Source organism: Gracilibacillus suaedae (assembly GCF_017599345.1).
Classification (GTDB): domain Bacteria; phylum Bacillota; class Bacilli; order Bacillales; family Amphibacillaceae; genus Gracilibacillus; species Gracilibacillus suaedae.
In genome coordinates, this window is sequence record NZ_JAGFVL010000023.1 from 55596 (window position 1) to 73500 (window position 17905).

19 protein-coding genes are annotated in these 17905 nt (G+C 36.7%); 13 read left to right on the top strand and 6 right to left on the bottom strand.

From position 1 onward, the window contains the following. Positions 1-2 precede the first annotated feature (2 nt). The 4 genes from J5J03_RS06380 to J5J03_RS06395 all read left to right on the top strand — a co-directional run bounded on the left by J5J03_RS06380 (position 3) and on the right by J5J03_RS06395 (position 3710). Entirely contained in the window at positions 3-488 is a 486-nt protein-coding gene (locus J5J03_RS06380) for a hypothetical protein (protein WP_208587523.1), read from the top strand. A gap of 18 nt (positions 489-506) precedes the next feature. Continuing rightward, positions 507-1580 carry a DUF5667 domain-containing protein gene (locus J5J03_RS06385; RefSeq protein WP_208587525.1) on the top strand — a complete coding sequence of 358 codons (1074 nt, stop codon included), beginning with the start codon at positions 507-509 and terminating at the stop codon, positions 1578-1580. A 178-nt stretch (positions 1581-1758) separates the two neighbouring features. Beyond that, positions 1759-2469 carry an RNA polymerase sigma-I factor gene (gene sigI, locus J5J03_RS06390; protein WP_208587533.1) on the top strand — a complete coding sequence of 237 codons (711 nt, stop codon included), beginning with the start codon at positions 1759-1761 and terminating at the stop codon, positions 2467-2469. Further along, the gene (locus tag J5J03_RS06395; RefSeq protein WP_208587535.1) at positions 2466-3710 is read left to right on the top strand and encodes an anti-sigma-I factor RsgI family protein; all 1245 of its coding nucleotides are present in this window, start codon (positions 2466-2468) and stop codon (positions 3708-3710) included. Before sigI ends, J5J03_RS06395 begins: the two co-directional genes overlap by 4 nt. 264 nt (positions 3711-3974) lie before the next feature. On the opposite strand, the gene J5J03_RS06400 is transcribed toward J5J03_RS06395, so the two are convergent. From J5J03_RS06400 to J5J03_RS06425, 6 genes are all read right to left on the bottom strand, one after another. Then, the gene (locus J5J03_RS06400; protein ID WP_208587537.1) at positions 3975-4748 is read right to left on the bottom strand and encodes an EAL domain-containing protein; all 774 of its coding nucleotides are present in this window, start codon (positions 4746-4748) and stop codon (positions 3975-3977) included. 189 nt (positions 4749-4937) lie between these two features. Beyond that, complete coding sequence (locus J5J03_RS06405; RefSeq protein WP_208587539.1) at positions 4938-5573, bottom strand: LPXTG cell wall anchor domain-containing protein; 636 nt, start codon at positions 5571-5573, stop codon at positions 4938-4940. Between the two features lie 203 nt (positions 5574-5776). Continuing rightward, positions 5777-6373, bottom strand: coding sequence for a signal peptidase I SipW (gene sipW / locus J5J03_RS06410; protein WP_208587542.1), 597 nt, complete (start codon positions 6371-6373; stop codon positions 5777-5779). After that, positions 6370-7272, bottom strand: a complete 903-nt coding sequence (gene tapA, locus J5J03_RS06415) for an amyloid fiber anchoring/assembly protein TapA (protein ID WP_208587546.1) — start codon at positions 7270-7272, stop codon at positions 6370-6372. Before tapA ends, sipW begins: the two co-directional genes overlap by 4 nt. Before the next feature lie 120 nt (positions 7273-7392). Next, positions 7393-8004, bottom strand: coding sequence for a CalY family protein (locus tag J5J03_RS06420; RefSeq protein WP_208587549.1), 612 nt, complete (start codon positions 8002-8004; stop codon positions 7393-7395). Between the two features lie 242 nt (positions 8005-8246). Then, a complete protein-coding gene (locus J5J03_RS06425; protein ID WP_208587558.1) occupies positions 8247-9308 on the bottom strand; it encodes an NAD(P)/FAD-dependent oxidoreductase in 1062 nt (353 codons plus the stop codon). A gap of 248 nt (positions 9309-9556) precedes the next feature. Between J5J03_RS06425 and J5J03_RS06430 the strand changes: the two genes are divergently transcribed. The 9 genes from J5J03_RS06430 (at position 9557) to hpf (ending at position 17412) form a co-directional block, all read left to right on the top strand. Beyond that, positions 9557-10525 (top strand): AAA family ATPase, encoded by a 969-nt coding sequence (locus J5J03_RS06430; protein ID WP_208587560.1) that lies wholly within the window; start codon positions 9557-9559, stop codon positions 10523-10525. Further along, a complete protein-coding gene (locus J5J03_RS06435) occupies positions 10522-11646 on the top strand; it encodes a DUF58 domain-containing protein (protein WP_208587562.1) in 1125 nt (374 codons plus the stop codon). Before J5J03_RS06430 ends, J5J03_RS06435 begins: the two co-directional genes overlap by 4 nt. After that, complete coding sequence (locus J5J03_RS06440; RefSeq protein ID WP_208587564.1) at positions 11636-12949, top strand: hypothetical protein; 1314 nt, start codon at positions 11636-11638, stop codon at positions 12947-12949. Before J5J03_RS06435 ends, J5J03_RS06440 begins: the two co-directional genes overlap by 11 nt. 151 nt (positions 12950-13100) lie before the next feature. Continuing rightward, entirely contained in the window at positions 13101-15161 is a 2061-nt protein-coding gene (gene fliD, locus J5J03_RS06445; RefSeq protein WP_208587573.1) for a flagellar filament capping protein FliD, read from the top strand. Positions 15162-15196: 35 nt separating this feature from the next. Next, positions 15197-15373: a YjfB family protein gene (locus J5J03_RS06450; protein ID WP_208587574.1), complete on the top strand. Its 177-nt coding sequence runs from the start codon at positions 15197-15199 to the stop codon at positions 15371-15373. A 131-nt stretch (positions 15374-15504) separates the two neighbouring features. Next, positions 15505-15870: a flagellar protein FlaG gene (flaG, locus tag J5J03_RS06455; RefSeq protein WP_208587576.1), complete on the top strand. Its 366-nt coding sequence runs from the start codon at positions 15505-15507 to the stop codon at positions 15868-15870. A 28-nt stretch (positions 15871-15898) separates the two neighbouring features. After that, entirely contained in the window at positions 15899-16297 is a 399-nt protein-coding gene (gene fliS, locus J5J03_RS06460; protein ID WP_208587578.1) for a flagellar export chaperone FliS, read from the top strand. Next, positions 16294-16650 (top strand): hypothetical protein, encoded by a 357-nt coding sequence (locus J5J03_RS06465; RefSeq protein WP_208587580.1) that lies wholly within the window; start codon positions 16294-16296, stop codon positions 16648-16650. Before fliS ends, J5J03_RS06465 begins: the two co-directional genes overlap by 4 nt. A gap of 201 nt (positions 16651-16851) precedes the next feature. Further along, positions 16852-17412: a ribosome hibernation-promoting factor, HPF/YfiA family gene (gene hpf / locus J5J03_RS06470; protein WP_208587590.1), complete on the top strand. Its 561-nt coding sequence runs from the start codon at positions 16852-16854 to the stop codon at positions 17410-17412. The last annotated feature ends 493 nt before the right edge of the window (positions 17413-17905 follow it).

A 17905-nucleotide genomic window follows, 5' to 3' on the forward strand; every position in this document is an offset into this window, starting at 1 on the left:
CGTTGAAACGAGCAATGATGATCACCTGTTTGTTCTTGTTATGTGCTTGTGGTCAAGGTGAAGATGCTACAAATGATGATAACAATTCTGGACAAACAGAAGCAGTGTTGTATGAAAATGATGTTTTCCAAATAGAAGAAATAGATGGTTGGTCAGTTGATCAAGAAGCAACTGCTGAGCAAGAGCAAAACGTCATTTTTTCTAATGGGACAACCAGATTAATTGTCTCGATCGTAAGTAAAGAACAAACGATTGATACCTTGAAAAAGGATGTTCAATCGTCATTTTCTAAAAAAGTAGAATTAATAGAAGACGATGAGAATTACATAGCACTGCTTACGAACCGAAAAGAAAATATTCGTGGGGATGTTTACTTTCATCAAGGTTCGGAACATCAATTAATTTTTACTTTTATGACACCTGAACAACATTATCAGGAAAGCAAGAATCAAATAAATGCATTCAATGAAGGCATTACTATATTTTAAATGGAGGGAATATTAGATATGAAATTAAAAATATGGTTATCACTAGCAACTATTAGTGTATTTTTTGTAGGGAATACGGCGTTTGCAAATGAAGCAGAGGAAACGGTAACTCCTGATGAGGAATTATATGATACATCGATATTAATTGAGGAAACAGAGCTTGCACTAACAGAGGAACAAATGGAGAGAGCGTTATTATTAGATGAGTTTGCTAATGATCGATTAAGTGAAATTGAAGCGACCATTGAAGAAGGTAATATCGAGGAAGCAGAACAGTTAATTGAACAATATGAGGAATATTTGGAGCGTTTAGAAAGTGAATTAGAAGAATCAGAGGAAGAACAGGAAGCATCAGAAGAAGAAACAAATGAAGAGGATAACGAAGTAGAAAGAGTAGAATTACCTGATAGTGACGATAATGATGAAAATGAGCAAGGAGAAGACTCCGATGAAGAAAATCAAGAAGAAAGTGCGGAGGATCAAGATAAATCAGAAGAAGAATTAAGAGAAAGCGCCAAACAACGTACAATCATACTTCAAGCTTTATTAGAGCGTGAAGATTTACCAGAACAAGCAAAAGCAGGTATCGCAAAAGCGCTTGAAAATCAAAAGCGTGCAGAAGAAAACTATCTAAGAGCGAAAACGGAAAAAGCTGTATCAGACGAAGACGAAGATGAACAAGAGCAAGAAAAAGAAGAAGAGGAAACAGAATTACAAGAGGAACGTGAAGAAGAGGCTGCAGAACAAGTTGAGGAAGAAAATGATAATGAAGCTGTTGTGAAAGCAGAACAAAAACAGAACAAAGCTGAAAAGAAACAACAAAAGGCAGAAGAAAAGGCTGAAAAGAAACAACAAAAGGCTGCTGAAAAAGCTGAGAAAGCTGAACGAAAAGCGGAAGAAAAAATAGAAAAAGCAGAAGAGAAAGCTAATAAAGCAAAAGAAAAAGCTCAAGAAAAGCAGAAAAAAGCAGAAGAAAAGGCTCAAGAAGAGCAAGAGAAAGCAGAAGAAAAAAACGAAAAAAAGCAAGCTAAAAAAGCCCAAGAAAATCGTCAAAAGGAAGAAAAGAAAAATGGTAAACCGAATCATCAATAAATGGGGACTTCAATAGTTGTTGCGAAATAAATCAAATTTCGACAAAATTCTCAAAAATATCTTTACCCGTCGCTATTTATAGCTTACATTAAATATAGAAATGCTTTATCTTTCTACATATTTTAGACTGTTGAGAGGTAAAGCTTTCTTTTTTAGTAGTGATAAGGGAGAGGGGCAGATGAAGCAAGAAGACATCGAGCATATCATCAATGAGATACAGGCAGGCAATGAATTACAAAGAGAACAGTTGATTCAATATTACCAGCCATATATATTGAGTGTGGTTGGAAAAGTATGTAACAAATTTAAAACGTGGAATGATGACGAGGCGAGCATTGCCTTAATTGCCTTTAATCGTGCCATTGACACCTATGATCCTCAAAAAGGTAGAACATTTTTAAACTATGTCTATTTAATCATTCATCGGGAATTGATTGATTTTTTTAGAAAAGAAAATCATTATCAAAGTCTTATGAAAAAAGGGGATAAGCTTTTAGAAGCAAACCATGTAAAAAAGTCGGTAAAACAGTATCATCAAGAACAACGAATTAGCAATATGGCTGCTGAAATTATTGATTTAAATGATCAATTGTCGCAATTTTACATACGTTTTGAAGAATTAGAAGCACATAGTCCAAAACAGAAGCGAACAAGAAAGAAAGTACTGGATATTGCAGAAGAATTTATTCAAAGAGAGACACTTGTCGAACAATTATTTAGCCGAAAGCAATTTCCGGTGAAGGAATTTTTAACGGTAGCCAATTACCGTGTCAAAACAATCGAAAAGTATCGAAAGTATATTATCGCCATTATTATTATTTTATTACATCCTGAATGGGAAAATTTACATGCTTTTTTGCGTAATAAGGTAAGGGGGGAGAAAAAGTGAAGCAAAAAATCAAAGGCGTAGTCATGGAGGTTCAAGAACACCAGATTGTTCTAATGTGTGATGATGGTACATTTTGTAATGTTCCTCATGATCAACATGACATTCCAGCTATTGGTGAGTATGTTACATATCGAGTAAAGAAATCCCCTTTACTGTTAGGAAATAGAAAGCAAGTATTACCATTAGTAGCTCTAGCTGCAATATTACTGTTTGCGATTATGAGTGTTTCTCTTTTTCAACCGCAACAACCAGCTTATCTGCTTGCTGTGGATATTAATCCAAGTATGGAAATATCACTGGACGAAGATTTACATGTGATAGATATAACTGGATTAAATGAAGACGCAAACCTTGTCATGAAAGGATTGGACGTGAAAGGTAAAGATATCGAAAAGGTGATTAATGAGATCGTTGTTCGACTAAAAAATGATAAATATTTATCCGCTGATACGCCTGCCATCATTACTGCGACGTGGATTGAGTTACAGGACCATTCCATATCAAATGATTCACGTTCAGTAGAAGAAATATTCAATCATTCTCTTGGGGAGAATCATGTTGAAGCAGAAATGGAAGTTTATGTTGAAAATGAACATTATTATAAGAAGGCAAAAGAGGTTGACCTGTCCGTCAATTCTTATCGAATGTACCAAGAAATGAGTAACGGCGAAGAGGAAGTTGATATCAAAGATGTTCAAAATAAGTCGTTAAAAGAACTTCGGCAAATCGCTGAAAAAGAAGCTGAAAAGGCTAGTGAAAGCAAAAACTCAGAACGCGCTAAGTCATCACCTTCCCCAGATAAAGAGGAAGCATCCAAAAATAAAAAAGAGGAAACCGAAAACTCATCGTCAAAGCACAATTCTAGTATAAGTGTTCCAAAAAAAGGGCAGACAAAACAGCCTAAAAAAGAGAAGAACGGTGAAGGAAACAAGCAAAATGACGAGCAAGCTCCATCTAAGGAAGAAAAGCATAATAGTGATAAAGAACGTAATAATGAAAAATCTGCACCTAAAAAATCGAATCCACCATCAAATGATCAAAATAAGGAAAAGAAAATGGAGAAGCCTCCATCAAATGAAAAACCTGAAAAAAAGCCCGATAATCAAGAGCAAAGTGATCCTAAACCACCAATGAATGCTGAGGAAAAAGCAGCAGATAAAGGCAAACAAGAAGAAAAATCAACTGAGAAAGTCCCTAAAGATCAAGGTAAAGGGAATGATAGTAACAAGAGGGAAGATTAATTATATCAGAATAGATTATCATTAAGGAATGAAATAGAAGAACTTGCTTTACGACAAAACACGAACATCAAGTTCGTGTTTTTTAGTCGTTGTATAAGTATTTCTGTTCCATGGATAAGTTTCATTGTTCCGGGGATAAAGGCATATATCCCCGGAACAAAACGGGATATCCAAGGAAGAGCGAGAGATATCCCCGGAACAAAACGAAATATCCAGGGAAGAGAACCAGCTATCCACGGAAGAGTGGTAATTGATTCATTCTGTTTACTTCGCTGCAAAGCCGTTATCTTTAGAATCATCCATTTCATATTTTCTGATTACTTCTAATGGTTCTGGGCGAGCTAATAAAAACCCCTGAACAGTAGAGACGCCAATTGCTTTTGCCATCTCTAAATCTTCCATAATTTCAATGCCTTCCAGCACAAATTTGGTATCCGTGTTTAAACAATAAGTTACAATCGACTTTACCATTTCCTGTTTTCGACTTGACTTTGCTAGATGCTTGGCAAAATATCGATCCATTTTAACAAAATCGGGTTGCAATTCAACAATTGCCTGAAGGGAGGAAACTCCTTTCCCGACATCGTCTATGGCAATCAAATAGCCTTCTGCCTGTAACTCATTCACTGTCTTGCTAAAATAATCAACGCTTTCAATGATTTCGGATTCGTTAATTTCAATCATAATTTGATTCGCGGTCAGTGTTGTTTCTTCTAATACTTTATTCAATTGACCTAAAAAATCAGGATCAGCTAGGTTAGAAGGAAAAACATTGATCAGAACTTTTTTATTGTTATATGTACACTGATTAATCTTATCATATGAATGAAGCGCTTTTTTTATCGAGCGCATTTCTAACTCAAAAAATCTATTGGTATGGCTTGCTTTTTCGAAGAGAATTTCGGGATTCGTAAATAAATCAGTCCTCAATAATGCTTCATATCCAATAGGAGTTAAAGTATGCAAGTCATAGAGCGCTTGGAAATGGTGCTCAAATTTCTCGTTAACAATTAAATCATTGATTTTTGCAATAGACATCCGTCCATCCTCCCCGAACACACCAAATGATGTCATTACTGTTGATCATAAAGTCTAATATACACACCTGTTACAATGTACCTATCATTTTACAACAATATCTATTTATTTTCTATACTATTTTCAGATTTCTTTGGCTAACTATCTCACACTTTCTTAACACGCCAAAAAAAGAATAGGTGATAGAACCTATTCTCCAGCAAATTTATTCCTTTTATGAGAGAGTAAGATAAGTGATCCTACCAATAATAGAGCTCCACCAATTAATAGGATGTTAAACATAACCGTAGCAGTGCTTGGAAGTGATGAGCCACTTGTTGGTTGACTATCAGTAGCGATCGGAAAGCTAGATGTTTCGCTCTCGGTGTCATCGAAAGCTGTCACAATAATTTCTGCGGTCGTCGTTAATCCCTGATATTCATTTCCTGATTCAGGTGGAAAGGTCAGAGTAAAATCTAGCTTTTCTTCGCTATTAGTTTGTAAAGGCAAATCAGCTAGTAATGAAAAATTGGCTAATTTATTATCAAATAAAACATGATCACCCTGTATGATTTCCAATGACAATTGATTATAGAGCATCTCTGACCCATCTATATAACGAACATCAATATCATAGGTAATGTCGTGATCTGTTTGATTACTGATTGTGATTTCACGTTCAGCCCAATCACCGGGTTTAAGATTATCCAGATTAAACAAATTACCATTTTCACTGAATGTACCATCTAGATCGATAATATTAGTATTATTAGTTGCCTGTAGAATCGGAACGAATAATAGGAAAAACAGGAGGATAGCACTGAAAATTATTTTCGATTTGCCCAATTTAATTCACCCGCCTTTTAAAAGGAGCTATACGAAAGGAGCATATAGCGTAAGTTTTCTAAGTTTCTTAATCGTTTGTAATTTCCTTATTTCAATCTTCCTAGTAACACAAGGATAAGTTTAGGGATATAACAGACACTAACATTCTGATAAATTTCGCTAATGATCAGTGGAGGAGGTCAAAACTCTCACTTTATAAAGTATTACTTCTGCTCAATTGTTTCCTTGACTTTGGTCTCTGCAGATTGTTTGACTTCTAATCGAGATATCACTTGCCAGATAGTAAATGCTGCGTAACCTAGTAGTAAAATGCCAGGTACGATTAATAAAAGTGCACTGCCCGCTTGTGAATGAGCAAAATTGACGACATATCCCACATAAGGGATGGTAAACCCTTTATATTCGGCTACAACATTATCAGACAGAACTGGGCTTGAATCAGGTGCGTTATTGTTATCGCCTTTTGTTTCATACATGATATTCTCACCGCTTTGAGTGACATCGACAACACGGTGGGTGATCAAATTTTCGTCCTCGTTTATAAAGGTAATGACATCCCCTTCATTAAACCTTGTCATATCACCACCTGGTTTTACGGCAATGATCGATCCAGTTTGAATGTCGGGTTCCATTGATCCTGATAGCACGGCTTTAAGCTGGTATCCCATAATTTCCGGTTCGCCACCTGAGGCTTTTGATGAGATCGTGATAAACACGGTAAATACTAATGTTATAAAAAGTACAGTGGTAATAAGTAAGCTAACCAAACGTCTAATTTTTTTCCATATGTTTATTTTCATTCTTGTTCACCTTCTTTTTCAGTTTGAGAATTTTCTTGTTCTTCTGCATCAACAGTTTTTTCTTTTTCTATTTTTTTAGTTTTCATTTGCTTAGGTTTGTCAGTTGATCCCTTATCAGGCTCACTTAAAATTGCTTGTTTATCTTCTTGCTCAGGTTTCGTTGTTTCCTTTTCATTATCCGATGGTTTCTCCAACTTATCTGATTTATCTTCTGCTTCTTTGGTTGATTGCTCTTTATTCTGTTCATCACTATTTTTTTCTGGCGCCTCTTTGGTTTCTTCTGATTCTTCTAAATCCTCTTCATTTGATTCATTATCTAGATCTTCCTCCTCTAATGAATTTACCTTATCAGCTTGTTTTTCTTTCTCTTTCTGTTTATCTTTCTCCGGACATTTCACTTTTATCTTTTCGCTCCAAATAGCTTTCTCTGATTCCCCTTCATAATCAGGGCGCTGATAGGCTTTTACTACATAAAACCCCTCTTTTTCGGCTTGATAAGATATCGTGGTAACTTCCCCAGCTTGCATAGCGTCTAATGTACCTTCTGATATTTTTTTACCATTTTTTGGATTGCTGTTCTCGGTATAAAAGATTTCATAGTTGGTTGGGCCGATCATGCTGTAACCATTGTTTTTAATTTCTGCTGAAAATCCTACCGGAGGACAAGCACCATTTAGATTTTGATTTCCTTTTCCAACAAAAAGCAACTCACTTCCGTCCCACCACGACCCAGTCGGTATCGAAATATTTACTGCATTCGAATGATTAAAAAAAGCACTAGTATTGGAGGTCAGTTGAGATATAGAGAATAAAGCGGCATATAAAATAAATAATATTTGCACCACTTTGCTTACCTTTTTATATTTCTTTCGATATTTCATGATTCGTGTACTTCTCATAGCCATTCCTCCATCTTGGAAAAGATTTATTTACTTTCGTAAACATACAAACTGGCTATACATTTACGGTAATAAATAAAAGGTTGGAAAGATGAGGGGAATCTCATCTTTCCAGAAAAATTATCTAGCTTCGCCTGCTTCTTGGTTAGCTGTGAATGTCCATTCAAGTTCTAATGAGTCACCTTGGAATTCGTTTTGGTCCTCGCCATTATCAACAAACTCGAATTGAACGTAAAGGGTGTCACTATCCCCAGCTTCTAATCCACCTCTTTCTTCAATCCATGGTACAAAGACATTATTTGCTACTGTGTCAGGAGACATATCTTTTAGTTCGGAAAGAGTCGTAAAGAATACGATCTGATCAGGAGATACAGGGCCTAAAGTAGTTTTATCAGCATTCCAGAAGAAATTAACACGAATGTGATCACCGAAATCCTCTACATTGTTGCCATTTGCATCAGTTACTGTATAATCCGTGTCAAGAAGCACCTCTGAAATATCTAATGAACCATCATTAATAAGCTCAAAAGAACGGTTCATCCAATCACCTGGCTTTAGATTGTCTACATCGATAATAGTAGTAGGATCAACTGATAAATCTAATGTACCTGCTGCGAATGTATTGTTCGTAACTTCAGTATCATTGAAATACGCATATGTACCTCCTCCCACTAACGCAAGACCAAGTGCCGCTGACGCCACGCCCATACCTAATTTCTTTTTTAAAGACATAAATGATTCCTCCTTTGTTTTTTGTTCTTTATTAAGAACTACAAGTGCATTGTACATCGAGATATACTTTTTTAAAAGTCCGAAAAAAGGGTAAAACGGGCCTTTATGATCGTTATAAAGAACTAATGCTTTAAAATGCTTTGAATTTCAACAAGTTTTAAAGTATTTTATTAATAGCTGTTCTTCAGAAAGAACAGCTGACGCTAAAAACAGACATGCTATGCAACATGTCTGCTTTTTCTTTAATGTCGTTTATTTAACCAAAGAACACCGGATTTTGCCAAGCGTGGTAAAAGTCCTGTTACTGGCTGACGGTACATATTTCCGAACCCGTCTGATTTACCTAATGAACCGAGCTGCCCTTTCAGTTTAATTTCACGAGGTTTACGTGGTTCATTGCCTGTTAAAACATCTGAAAGAATATCACCGATTTGTTCCCCTTGAATCCCTGCAAGCTGGGCACTTGGAGAATAATCAGATGCAACACAGTCACCAACAACATATACATTAGGACTGGAAGGTACTTGATAAAATTCATTGACGATAATTTTTTCATGACGATCCTTTTCAAAAGGGAGGCTGCGTACCAAATAATGAGGTCGCACTCCAGCTGTCCAAATGATGACGTCACTTTCGATACCTTCACCATTATTATAGAAGATACCTTCTGCAACTAATTCGACATTACTATGATGTAGGATTTTCACTTCGTTTTTGCGGAACCAATCTTCTACATAGGTTTGAATTTTTTCATCGAATGCGGACAAGACAGATGAACCGCGATCTAATAAGCGAATATTCAAATCTGGTCTGCTTTCTCTGATTTCAGATGCAACCTCAATACCACTTAAACCGGCACCAACAACAGATACTTGACTATATGCAGGCAAATTATTAACTTTTATGCTTGCCTGACGTGCTTTCGCGATTGTTTGGACACTTTCGGTATATTCCATTGCACCTTGAATACCGTGATAATTATCTTCACAGCCTAACCCGATTAACAAGTAGTCATATTCGACAGGTACTTCATTGTCTTTCAGGCGAATCTGTTCATTTTCCGTGTTAATCTCTACAATTTCACCAAATATGTATGTGATTTGTTCATGTATCGGGAAGTCAATGCGAACTTCCTTGTCTGACTTCGTACCTGCTGATATCGCGTAAAATTCAGTTTTTAATGAATGGTATGGATTACGATCAATCACTGTAACCTGCACATTATTCGGTATACCATTATCGATTAATTGGTGTAAGGCATTCATTCCCCCGTAACCGCCACCGATTAAAACAACCCTTTTCATCTTTTCAAAACCCCTGTCTATCATAAAATCGATGTTCATTAAAGATAGTTTCCCAATCTTATCTATAATTAGACTACCAAAATTAGTGCAATAAAACTATACAAAACCATAAAAAATCTAGATAAAATCAAATGTTTGATTATTCAGAAAATATAATGGAAATTTTTTGCCTAATAGTTGAAGAAATGATATAACTGTAGCATAGTATCTTGTAAGCGCACACATTTTTGTAAAGGGGATTTTAATTGATGGAATTAACGGAAATTCAACAGATAACGAGCAAAATAAAAGCGAATGTCAATCAGGTTGTAGTAGGGCAGGAGGATACAATTGACCTGCTATTGGTGGCGATGATTTCTTCTGGGCATGTTCTTCTCGAGGATGTACCGGGAACAGGAAAAACGCTAATGGCAAAATCATTGGCTAAATCACTAGCAGGGGACTTCAAACGGATTCAATTTACCCCGGATTTACTGCCAACCGATATAACTGGTATTCATTTCTACAGCCAGCAAAAAGGCGAGTTCGAATTCCGTCCGGGACCGATTTTTACCAATATATTATTAGCAGATGAAATTAACCGTGCGACACCACGAACACAGTCCAGTTTACTGGAAAGTATGGAAGAGAGACAGGTGACGATTGATGGGAATACCCATACATTAACCAAGCCTTTCTTAGTTATCGCCACACAGAACCCGATCAAAAGTCAAGGTACCTTCCCATTACCGGAGGCACAGTTAGATCGCTTTTTATTAAAAATCAATATGGGTTATCCAAGTCGTGAGCAAGGCCTGGAGATTCTTAAGCGATTCAAGGCGGAGAATCCATTAGATGCATTGCAGTCGATTATTACTGTGGATGAGATTGTGAAGATGCAGGAAGTATATAGTGAAGTGGACATTAGTGAAGACGTACTAGGTTATTTGATTGATGTTGTAGAACAGACGCGCGGGCATGACAATGTAGCACTGGGCGTTAGCCCTCGTGGAAGTCAAGCATTATTAAAAGCAGTACAGGTATATGCGTTATTACAAGGGAGAACGTATGTGATTCCCGATGATATTAAGAAAATGGCAAATCCTGTATTAGGCCATCGTATTGTCCTTGCTCAAAGAATTGGTGTGAAGCAGGGCGAAGTGGATAGTGTGCTAAATGATGTATTGCGTCAAGTTGCAGTGCCGACAGAGTCTGAAAAGGAACTGATCGGAGAATGAATATTGCCTGGATCATTGTAGTATTGTTAATCATTATATTCTTTCAAGGAATGCTTTATAGTAAATTTGGGTTGAGAGGGATAACTTATCAGCGTGCTTTTAAGCAGGATGCGGTCTTTGAAGGAGAAACAATCGAAATGGTCGATGAAATTGCCAATAAAAAACTATTACCTATTCCTTGGATCCGCTTAGAGTCGAAAATGAGCCCTTATCTGATTACCCAATCGGAAAAAGAACAACAACAGCATCAAGGTGAAATGTTCCACCGTACACTTTTCAGTTTGTTGCCCTATCAAAAAGTGACACGGCGGCATCAATTAATCGGAACCAAACGTGGTTATTATCCTTTAAACACGGTTTCGGTTACAACAGGGGATGTTGTCGGTTTTGGTGAAGTATTTGATTCTTTTGAGGCAAGTACAGCGGTGACTGTTTATCCACAGTTGGTGCCCTTGGATGAGATTCCGTTACCATCCCATAGCTGGTTAGGCGATATTACTGTAAAAAGATGGATCGTAGAGGATCCCTTCTTACAAGCAGGAATTAGAGAATACCAGCAAGGAGATCCGCTGAATTCGATCAACTGGAAAGCAACTGCAAGAACACAATCATTACAAATTAATAAGAAGGATTTCACCGCTGATCATCATTTAATTATCTACGTTAATTTTGACACGAACGAAGATATCCGAATGCCGATTGAACAGGCCGAAATTATAGAGAAGGGATTATCCTATGCAGCTTCTTTAGCGAACTATGCGATAGAACAGGGAATATCAACTGGTTTTGGATGTAATGGCTATTTTGTCGAACCATTTACGAATACAACAGATCGGATCAAACCATCTGTACGTGTTGAACCATCGAACAGTGGTCAGCAGATAGCATATATTTTGGATGCAATCGCAAAAGTAAAGATGGATCGCAGCCGAAACTTTCGTGCCTTTTTGCAGGAAGATATTGACCAAGGACTTACCAAGACTGATATGATTATTTTTACTGTTAGAAAAACGGAAAAAATGGAAAAGCAAATTAACCAGTTAGAAAGTTTCGGCAATGCTGTAGAGGTGGTTATCATTGATGACCAACAAGAAAAGGGGGCAGACGTCGATGCCAGCTAAACTAAAACAGCATATTCCACCGATTATGCACGGAATGATTGAGTTTATTGGATTCTTCCCGGTGTTCTTAATCGTAGGTGTGCTTTTTTTTGCTGAACCTGATTTGTACTTTTGGTTTCTGTCCTTACTTGGCTTATTTACTGTTGCTTACTTTATTCGATGCTGGCTGAATAATCGCTGGAAGGTACTGATTAGTGCAGCGGTCATCACTATTATCATTAGTTGGATTGTATCACCCACTATCTGGGCATTTATTCCTGGATTGCTGTTCAGTTTATTCGTTTCCTATCGAGGAATTCAGCATGCTGAAAATGAATGGCAAGATATTTTGCCAAGTCGGATCTTCTGGGCAGTCAGCATGCCCGTCTATTTCGTAGGTTACCTTGTTTTTATTAATATTGATTCACTGGCAGGGTACCAACATTGGATCAGTTATCCGGGCTTTTTGTTTATCATCATCATGTTATTCATCACCAATCAAGAGCATTTGCATAAAGAGTCGCTAGCAAAAGAAAAGCAGAAAAAGATGGCTCCAGAGATTACAAAATTAAATCGGGTATATTTAATCGTCACCCTGTTAGTTGTATTTGCGATCACCAATTTCCAGGTGATCCAATCAGCCCTTTATCACGGTATGCGATCGATTATTCAATCGATCATGTGGCTTGCTTCATTATCCGAGAATGACAATAAAATCGTCGAGGAGCCACCATCATCCAATGAAATGCCTGCGTTTCCATCTGCAGAAGAGCAAGAGCCGTCTAGATTTGCGGAGTTGATGGATACTTTAACATATATTATGGGATTAGTATTAATAGTGATGCTGATTATCTTGTTTATCGCGATCTTATTTAAGAAGTTTCGTAGATTGCTTATTAGAGCGATCCTTTCATTATGGAAAATGATTCAACAAGTGTTCGGTAAGAAACATGCAGTAGAAACAACGACAGACTACCGAGATGAGAAGGAAAGCCTTTTTGACTGGAAGAAATGGCGAAAAGAAAATCAGGAAAAAATTAGTAAAGCCTTCCGTCAGATAACGAAAAGAAAGCCGAAATTTGAACGATTGACAAGCGAAGAAAAAGTACGATTTCTATATCGCCGAATTGCCAGTGATGTCAAAAAACAAGAAAAATGGCGTAAATCACTTACCGCACATGAAGTGTTAGCATTAACAGAGAAAAATCAGCAATTAGCACAATTGGAGAAATGGTATGATGATATCCGCTATGGTAATCAAAGATTTTATGTTAATGATGAGGGTAAACTGAATGAAATATGGGATCAATTAAATCATAAATAAACCGCTTGTTTTTCAGGCGGTTATTTTTTTGCTTTAGATGGGGTTAAGATATCTCGATAACTTACAGTATTTTTTCTTCATAACTATTAAAGATATCATTCTTTCATCCGATATTATAAGTAATAATGACGAAAAGGGACGTGAATTGCAAATGAGAATAAGTGGTTTTGCCAGTGGTATGGACATTGATTCAATGGTTAACGACTTAATGAAAGCAGAAAGTATGCCGCTTCAAAAAATGCAACAAGAAAAACAAGTGCTGGAATGGAAACGTGATGATTACCGTGCAATGAATACACTGCTACTTGATTTTCGTTCGACTTTAACTAATATGAAATTAACAACAAGTTTTCGAGCAAGACAAGTATCTTCAACGGATGAATCAAAATTAACTGCCACAGCATCAAGTGCAGCAAGTCAAACTTCTTTTGAAATATCAGAAGTAAAACAATTAGCAACGGCAGCTAAGTTAAAAAACGAAGGAGCAATTTCAGCCTCAGATACAGATAAAATAGATTCATCTAAAAGTTTATATAGCCAAAATGATAAACTTGCTAACGGGATTTCTTGGAAACAAGGAGCAATTGAAAATGAGACCATTACTGCATCTACAAATGATGAAACCATCGCGTTAGACGCAAATGGATCAGTAGATAGTTCTGCACTGAATGTTCAGCTTAACGGTGACGGGTATGAAGTTGTAACAGGTGTTACCCAAGCTGACCTCAGTGAGAACCAAGTATTGTTAGATGAAAATAATAACACTCTTACTTTTGCAGCAGGTGTGTTAAAACAAGGCGATAAAGTCAAAGCCGAATATGCACATGACGGTCTTAATATTGATGAAACAGAGCTTACTACTGCTGCTAATAGTATGCGGCTAAGTGGAAGGTCTATTGATATTAATAGTTTTGAGTTGAACATTACAGGTTCATCTGATTCTGATGGAACATATACAATAGATCAGAATTCAGCGAATGGTGATACCTATGATTTAGTTGATAACGGGAATGTAATTGGAACAATTAATACAAATACAGGTGCAATTTCTTTTGAGAATGAGTTGGATGCAGGGACATCCATTTCTGCCCAATATCAACAAAATTACTCTTCCTTTTCATTAGGTGCACATACCAAAGATGGTAAAACACACAGAGATTTTTTGATTAGGGGCAATGAATCTTTAAACCAAGTTATAAGTAACGTAAACAATTCTGACACCGGATTGTCTATGATGTATGATTCTTTCACCGATCAATTGACATTAAGCCGGAAAGAAACAGGTAATTTTAACGAAGGCGGAAATGAAATCATTACTGGTGGAGCATTTATGGATGATGTTCTCCGATTTGGCAATGCGACAGAGACAGGTGGGGACAATGCAGTTTTCTCCATTAATGGTATTGAAGATACGGAACGTACATCTAATAATTTTCAAATTGATGGGGTAACTTTTAACTTAAAACAAACCTTTACCGCAGATGAAGGACCTGTATCTGTCAATATATCGAATGATACGGAAGCGGTATATGATAACATTAAAGAATTTGTTGATACTTATAATACTTTGATTGATACTATTAATTCCAAAGTAAATGAAGAATACTATCGAGATTATGACCCGTTGACTGATGATCAAAGATCCTCTCTAACTGAAAAACAACAAGAAGATTGGGAAGAGATGGCGAAAAGCGGTTTGCTACGGAGAGATTCTATTTTACAAAGTGGATTATCGAGTATGAGAACAGATTTTTATACTCCTGTAAATAATGATGCAACAGGCGCTTACAATCAGTTAGCTGAAATAGGGATTACAACTACATCTAATTACTTAGATGGTGGTAAATTAGAAATAAATGAAGCGAAATTAAAAGAGGCATTAGAAGAAGATCCTGATGCTGTGGAGAATTTATTCCGTGGATCAGGCGAAGAATATGGTGAACAAGGTATTATGCACAGATTAACTGATTCAGTTAATAATACCATGGACCGGATTACAGAACGTGCAGGTCGTGCAACTGCAACAAATCAACAGTTTACCATTGGGCGCAATTTGGATGACGTAAATAAGCAAATTCAAAGTTTCGAAGATCGTTTAACTCTAGTAGAGAATCGTTACTGGCGTCAATTCACGGCTATGGAAAAAGCTATGCAACAATATAATCAACAAGCAGCATACATGCAACAGCAATTTGGTGGTATGGGTATGTAATCATAATAAGCAACCTTCTGAAAGGGGGCTCTAATATGGATATAGCAGCAATGTCAATTGCGATGAATCAATCTCAAGTGAAGCAACAAGCAAGTGTTTCCTTGATGGACAAAGCGCTAGATCAAGCAGAATCTCAATCTAGTGACATGGTTAAGATGCTAGAGTCATCTATGCAACCCCATCTTGGTAGTAACATTGATATCAAAGGTTAATATGGGGAAGAGGAATCTAAGTGGATGTCACTTAGGTTCTTTTTTGCTTAAGAAAATGGCAAAAGCACTAAACCTTTTATCGAAGATTCCGATATTAATAGAAACAATTACATAAGGAGATGAAAATAGTCATGGAAGTTGGTAAAATGATCACTGGATCTCCACTCATGCAACAGACTGAATCTACGCTTGAATTATCCACATCCGCAAGAGAGCGATCCAATAACCATGAACAAACAAAACAACAATTATTCAACGGGAACGGTGAGTTAAATAAAGACCAATTACAAAGTATGGTAGATGGGCTTAATTCCTTTTTAGAACCATCAAACACTAGTATTCGGTATGAATTACATGATAAATTAGACCGGTATTATGTAACCATTGTAGACCGAGATACGGAGGAAATCGTTAAAGAAATTCCACCTAAGAAAATGCTGGATGTCTATGCATCAATGGCAGAATTAATGGGATTTATCGTAGACGAAAAAATATAGGAACAATGAATAGAGGAGCGTACGTTTTATGGCTTATCAACAATATCAAGCATATCAAAACAATTCCGTTAACACGGCATCACCAGGTGAATTAACATTGATGTTATACAATGGCTGCCTGAAATTTATCAAACAGGCAAAGAAGGCCATAGAATCACAAGATTATCAATCTAAAAATGAAATGATTCAGAAAACACAGGATATTATCCGTGAATTAATGGTAACGTTAGATCAAGATGCTCCTATAGCAAACGAGATCATGCCTTTATATGATTTCGTATATCATGCGTTAACCCAAGCAAACATCAAAAATGATCTGGAGCAATTGGAACAGGCCCGAGAAATAATCGAGAATTTCCGTGATACATGGAAAGAAGTGATTAAACAAGAACGTATTCGTCAGCATGGACAAGGTGTTAAATCATGATAGACGCACTGAACAAATATATTGATAAAACCAAAATTATGCTGCAATTGTTAGCAAAACCATTAAACAATGAGCAACGAGAAAGTGCGATTAATAAAATAACCCAGTTAATCGACGAACGTGAAGCATTAACAAAAGAAATAAAACCCCCTTTTTCTTCAGAAGAGCAGGAATTAGGTAAGCAAGCGATCGAACTCGATCAGCAACTTAATCAGGAATTAACAAAAGTATTCCAACATATTAAAAAAGACATGCGAAATGCAAAAAAACAATCACGCTCTAATCATTCATATTTAAATCCATATAAAAATGTCGCAAGTTTTGACGGCAGATTTTTAGATTCAAAGAAATAATCATTGCAAACGGTGCAGTGGTTATTTTTTTGGACAAATGAAGATATCACACACTATCTTGTGAACATATCTGCCAAACGTTAAGAAATTGTAAAAATATTATGAAATTTATTCACAATTTACTCGTTTAACTTTTACAAACTGTGGTATTATAGATATATAGCTTATTATAGCTTGATAGTTTGAAAGGAGGACACTTTCATGAAATATAACATCCGAGGAGAAAATGTAGAAGTGACAAGTGCCATTAAGGAGTATGTTGAACGAAAAATAGGGAAATTGGAAAGATATTTTGACACTCCGCCCACTTCTGATGTAAATGTGAATATAAGTGTCTATAATGACGAGCAGCAAATCGAAGTAACGATTCCAATGACAAATTTATTACTGAGAGCAGAAGAAAATCATATTGATTTATACGCTGCGATCGATCTTGTTGTTGACAAACTAGAAAGGCAAATACGTAAGCATAAAACAAAAGTAAATCGTAAATTCCGCCAGCAAGGTGCACCAAAACACGTATTTGCGGAATTAGAAAGAGAAGCAGTGCAATTAAAAGAAGCAGAAGAATTGGAAGATGAAGAAATAGAAATTGTCAGAACGAAGCGTTTTGATTTAAAACCAATGGATTCTGAAGAAGCAGTGCTACAAATGGATATGTTAGGACACGCATTCTTCGTTTTCGAAAATTCAGATACAGGGAATACCAATGTTGTATATAAACGTCGTGACGGCAAATATGGCCTGATCGAACCAAGTTAATTATACTTAACTACAAATGGATATCATAAAGAAAAAGCCGTTTCGATAATGAATCGAAGAGGCTTTTTTGTAAGGAAAGCAAGTATATAATCCTCGGTATCAACGCATTTGTTATCAAAGTAGCCATTTTGAAATAAACCGTATAGGAAACCATCGCTGCGGCTGTCCACTTCCCTTTCCACGGGATTTTCGACTAAGCTAACTTTTCCAAGCAAAACCCGCTTGAAAAAGTGGATCTTAGTCGAAAATCATCCCGTAGGAGTGGAAGCGGACGGCCTTCGCTATGGAGCTATTCTACAACGTTAGTGACAGCTAACTTTTCGAGCTTTCTAAACATGTGTAATAAAACAAGTATGTTAGCGAATACATTCATTGTAAAGCATGACTTAGCGTAGGCGCCACTTCGACTCCTGGGGGATCAGCGTGATCTGAAGATCCACTTTGCAAAGCGATCTTCTTTGCAAAGTTAGCTGAAGACACGCCCCCTGGAAAG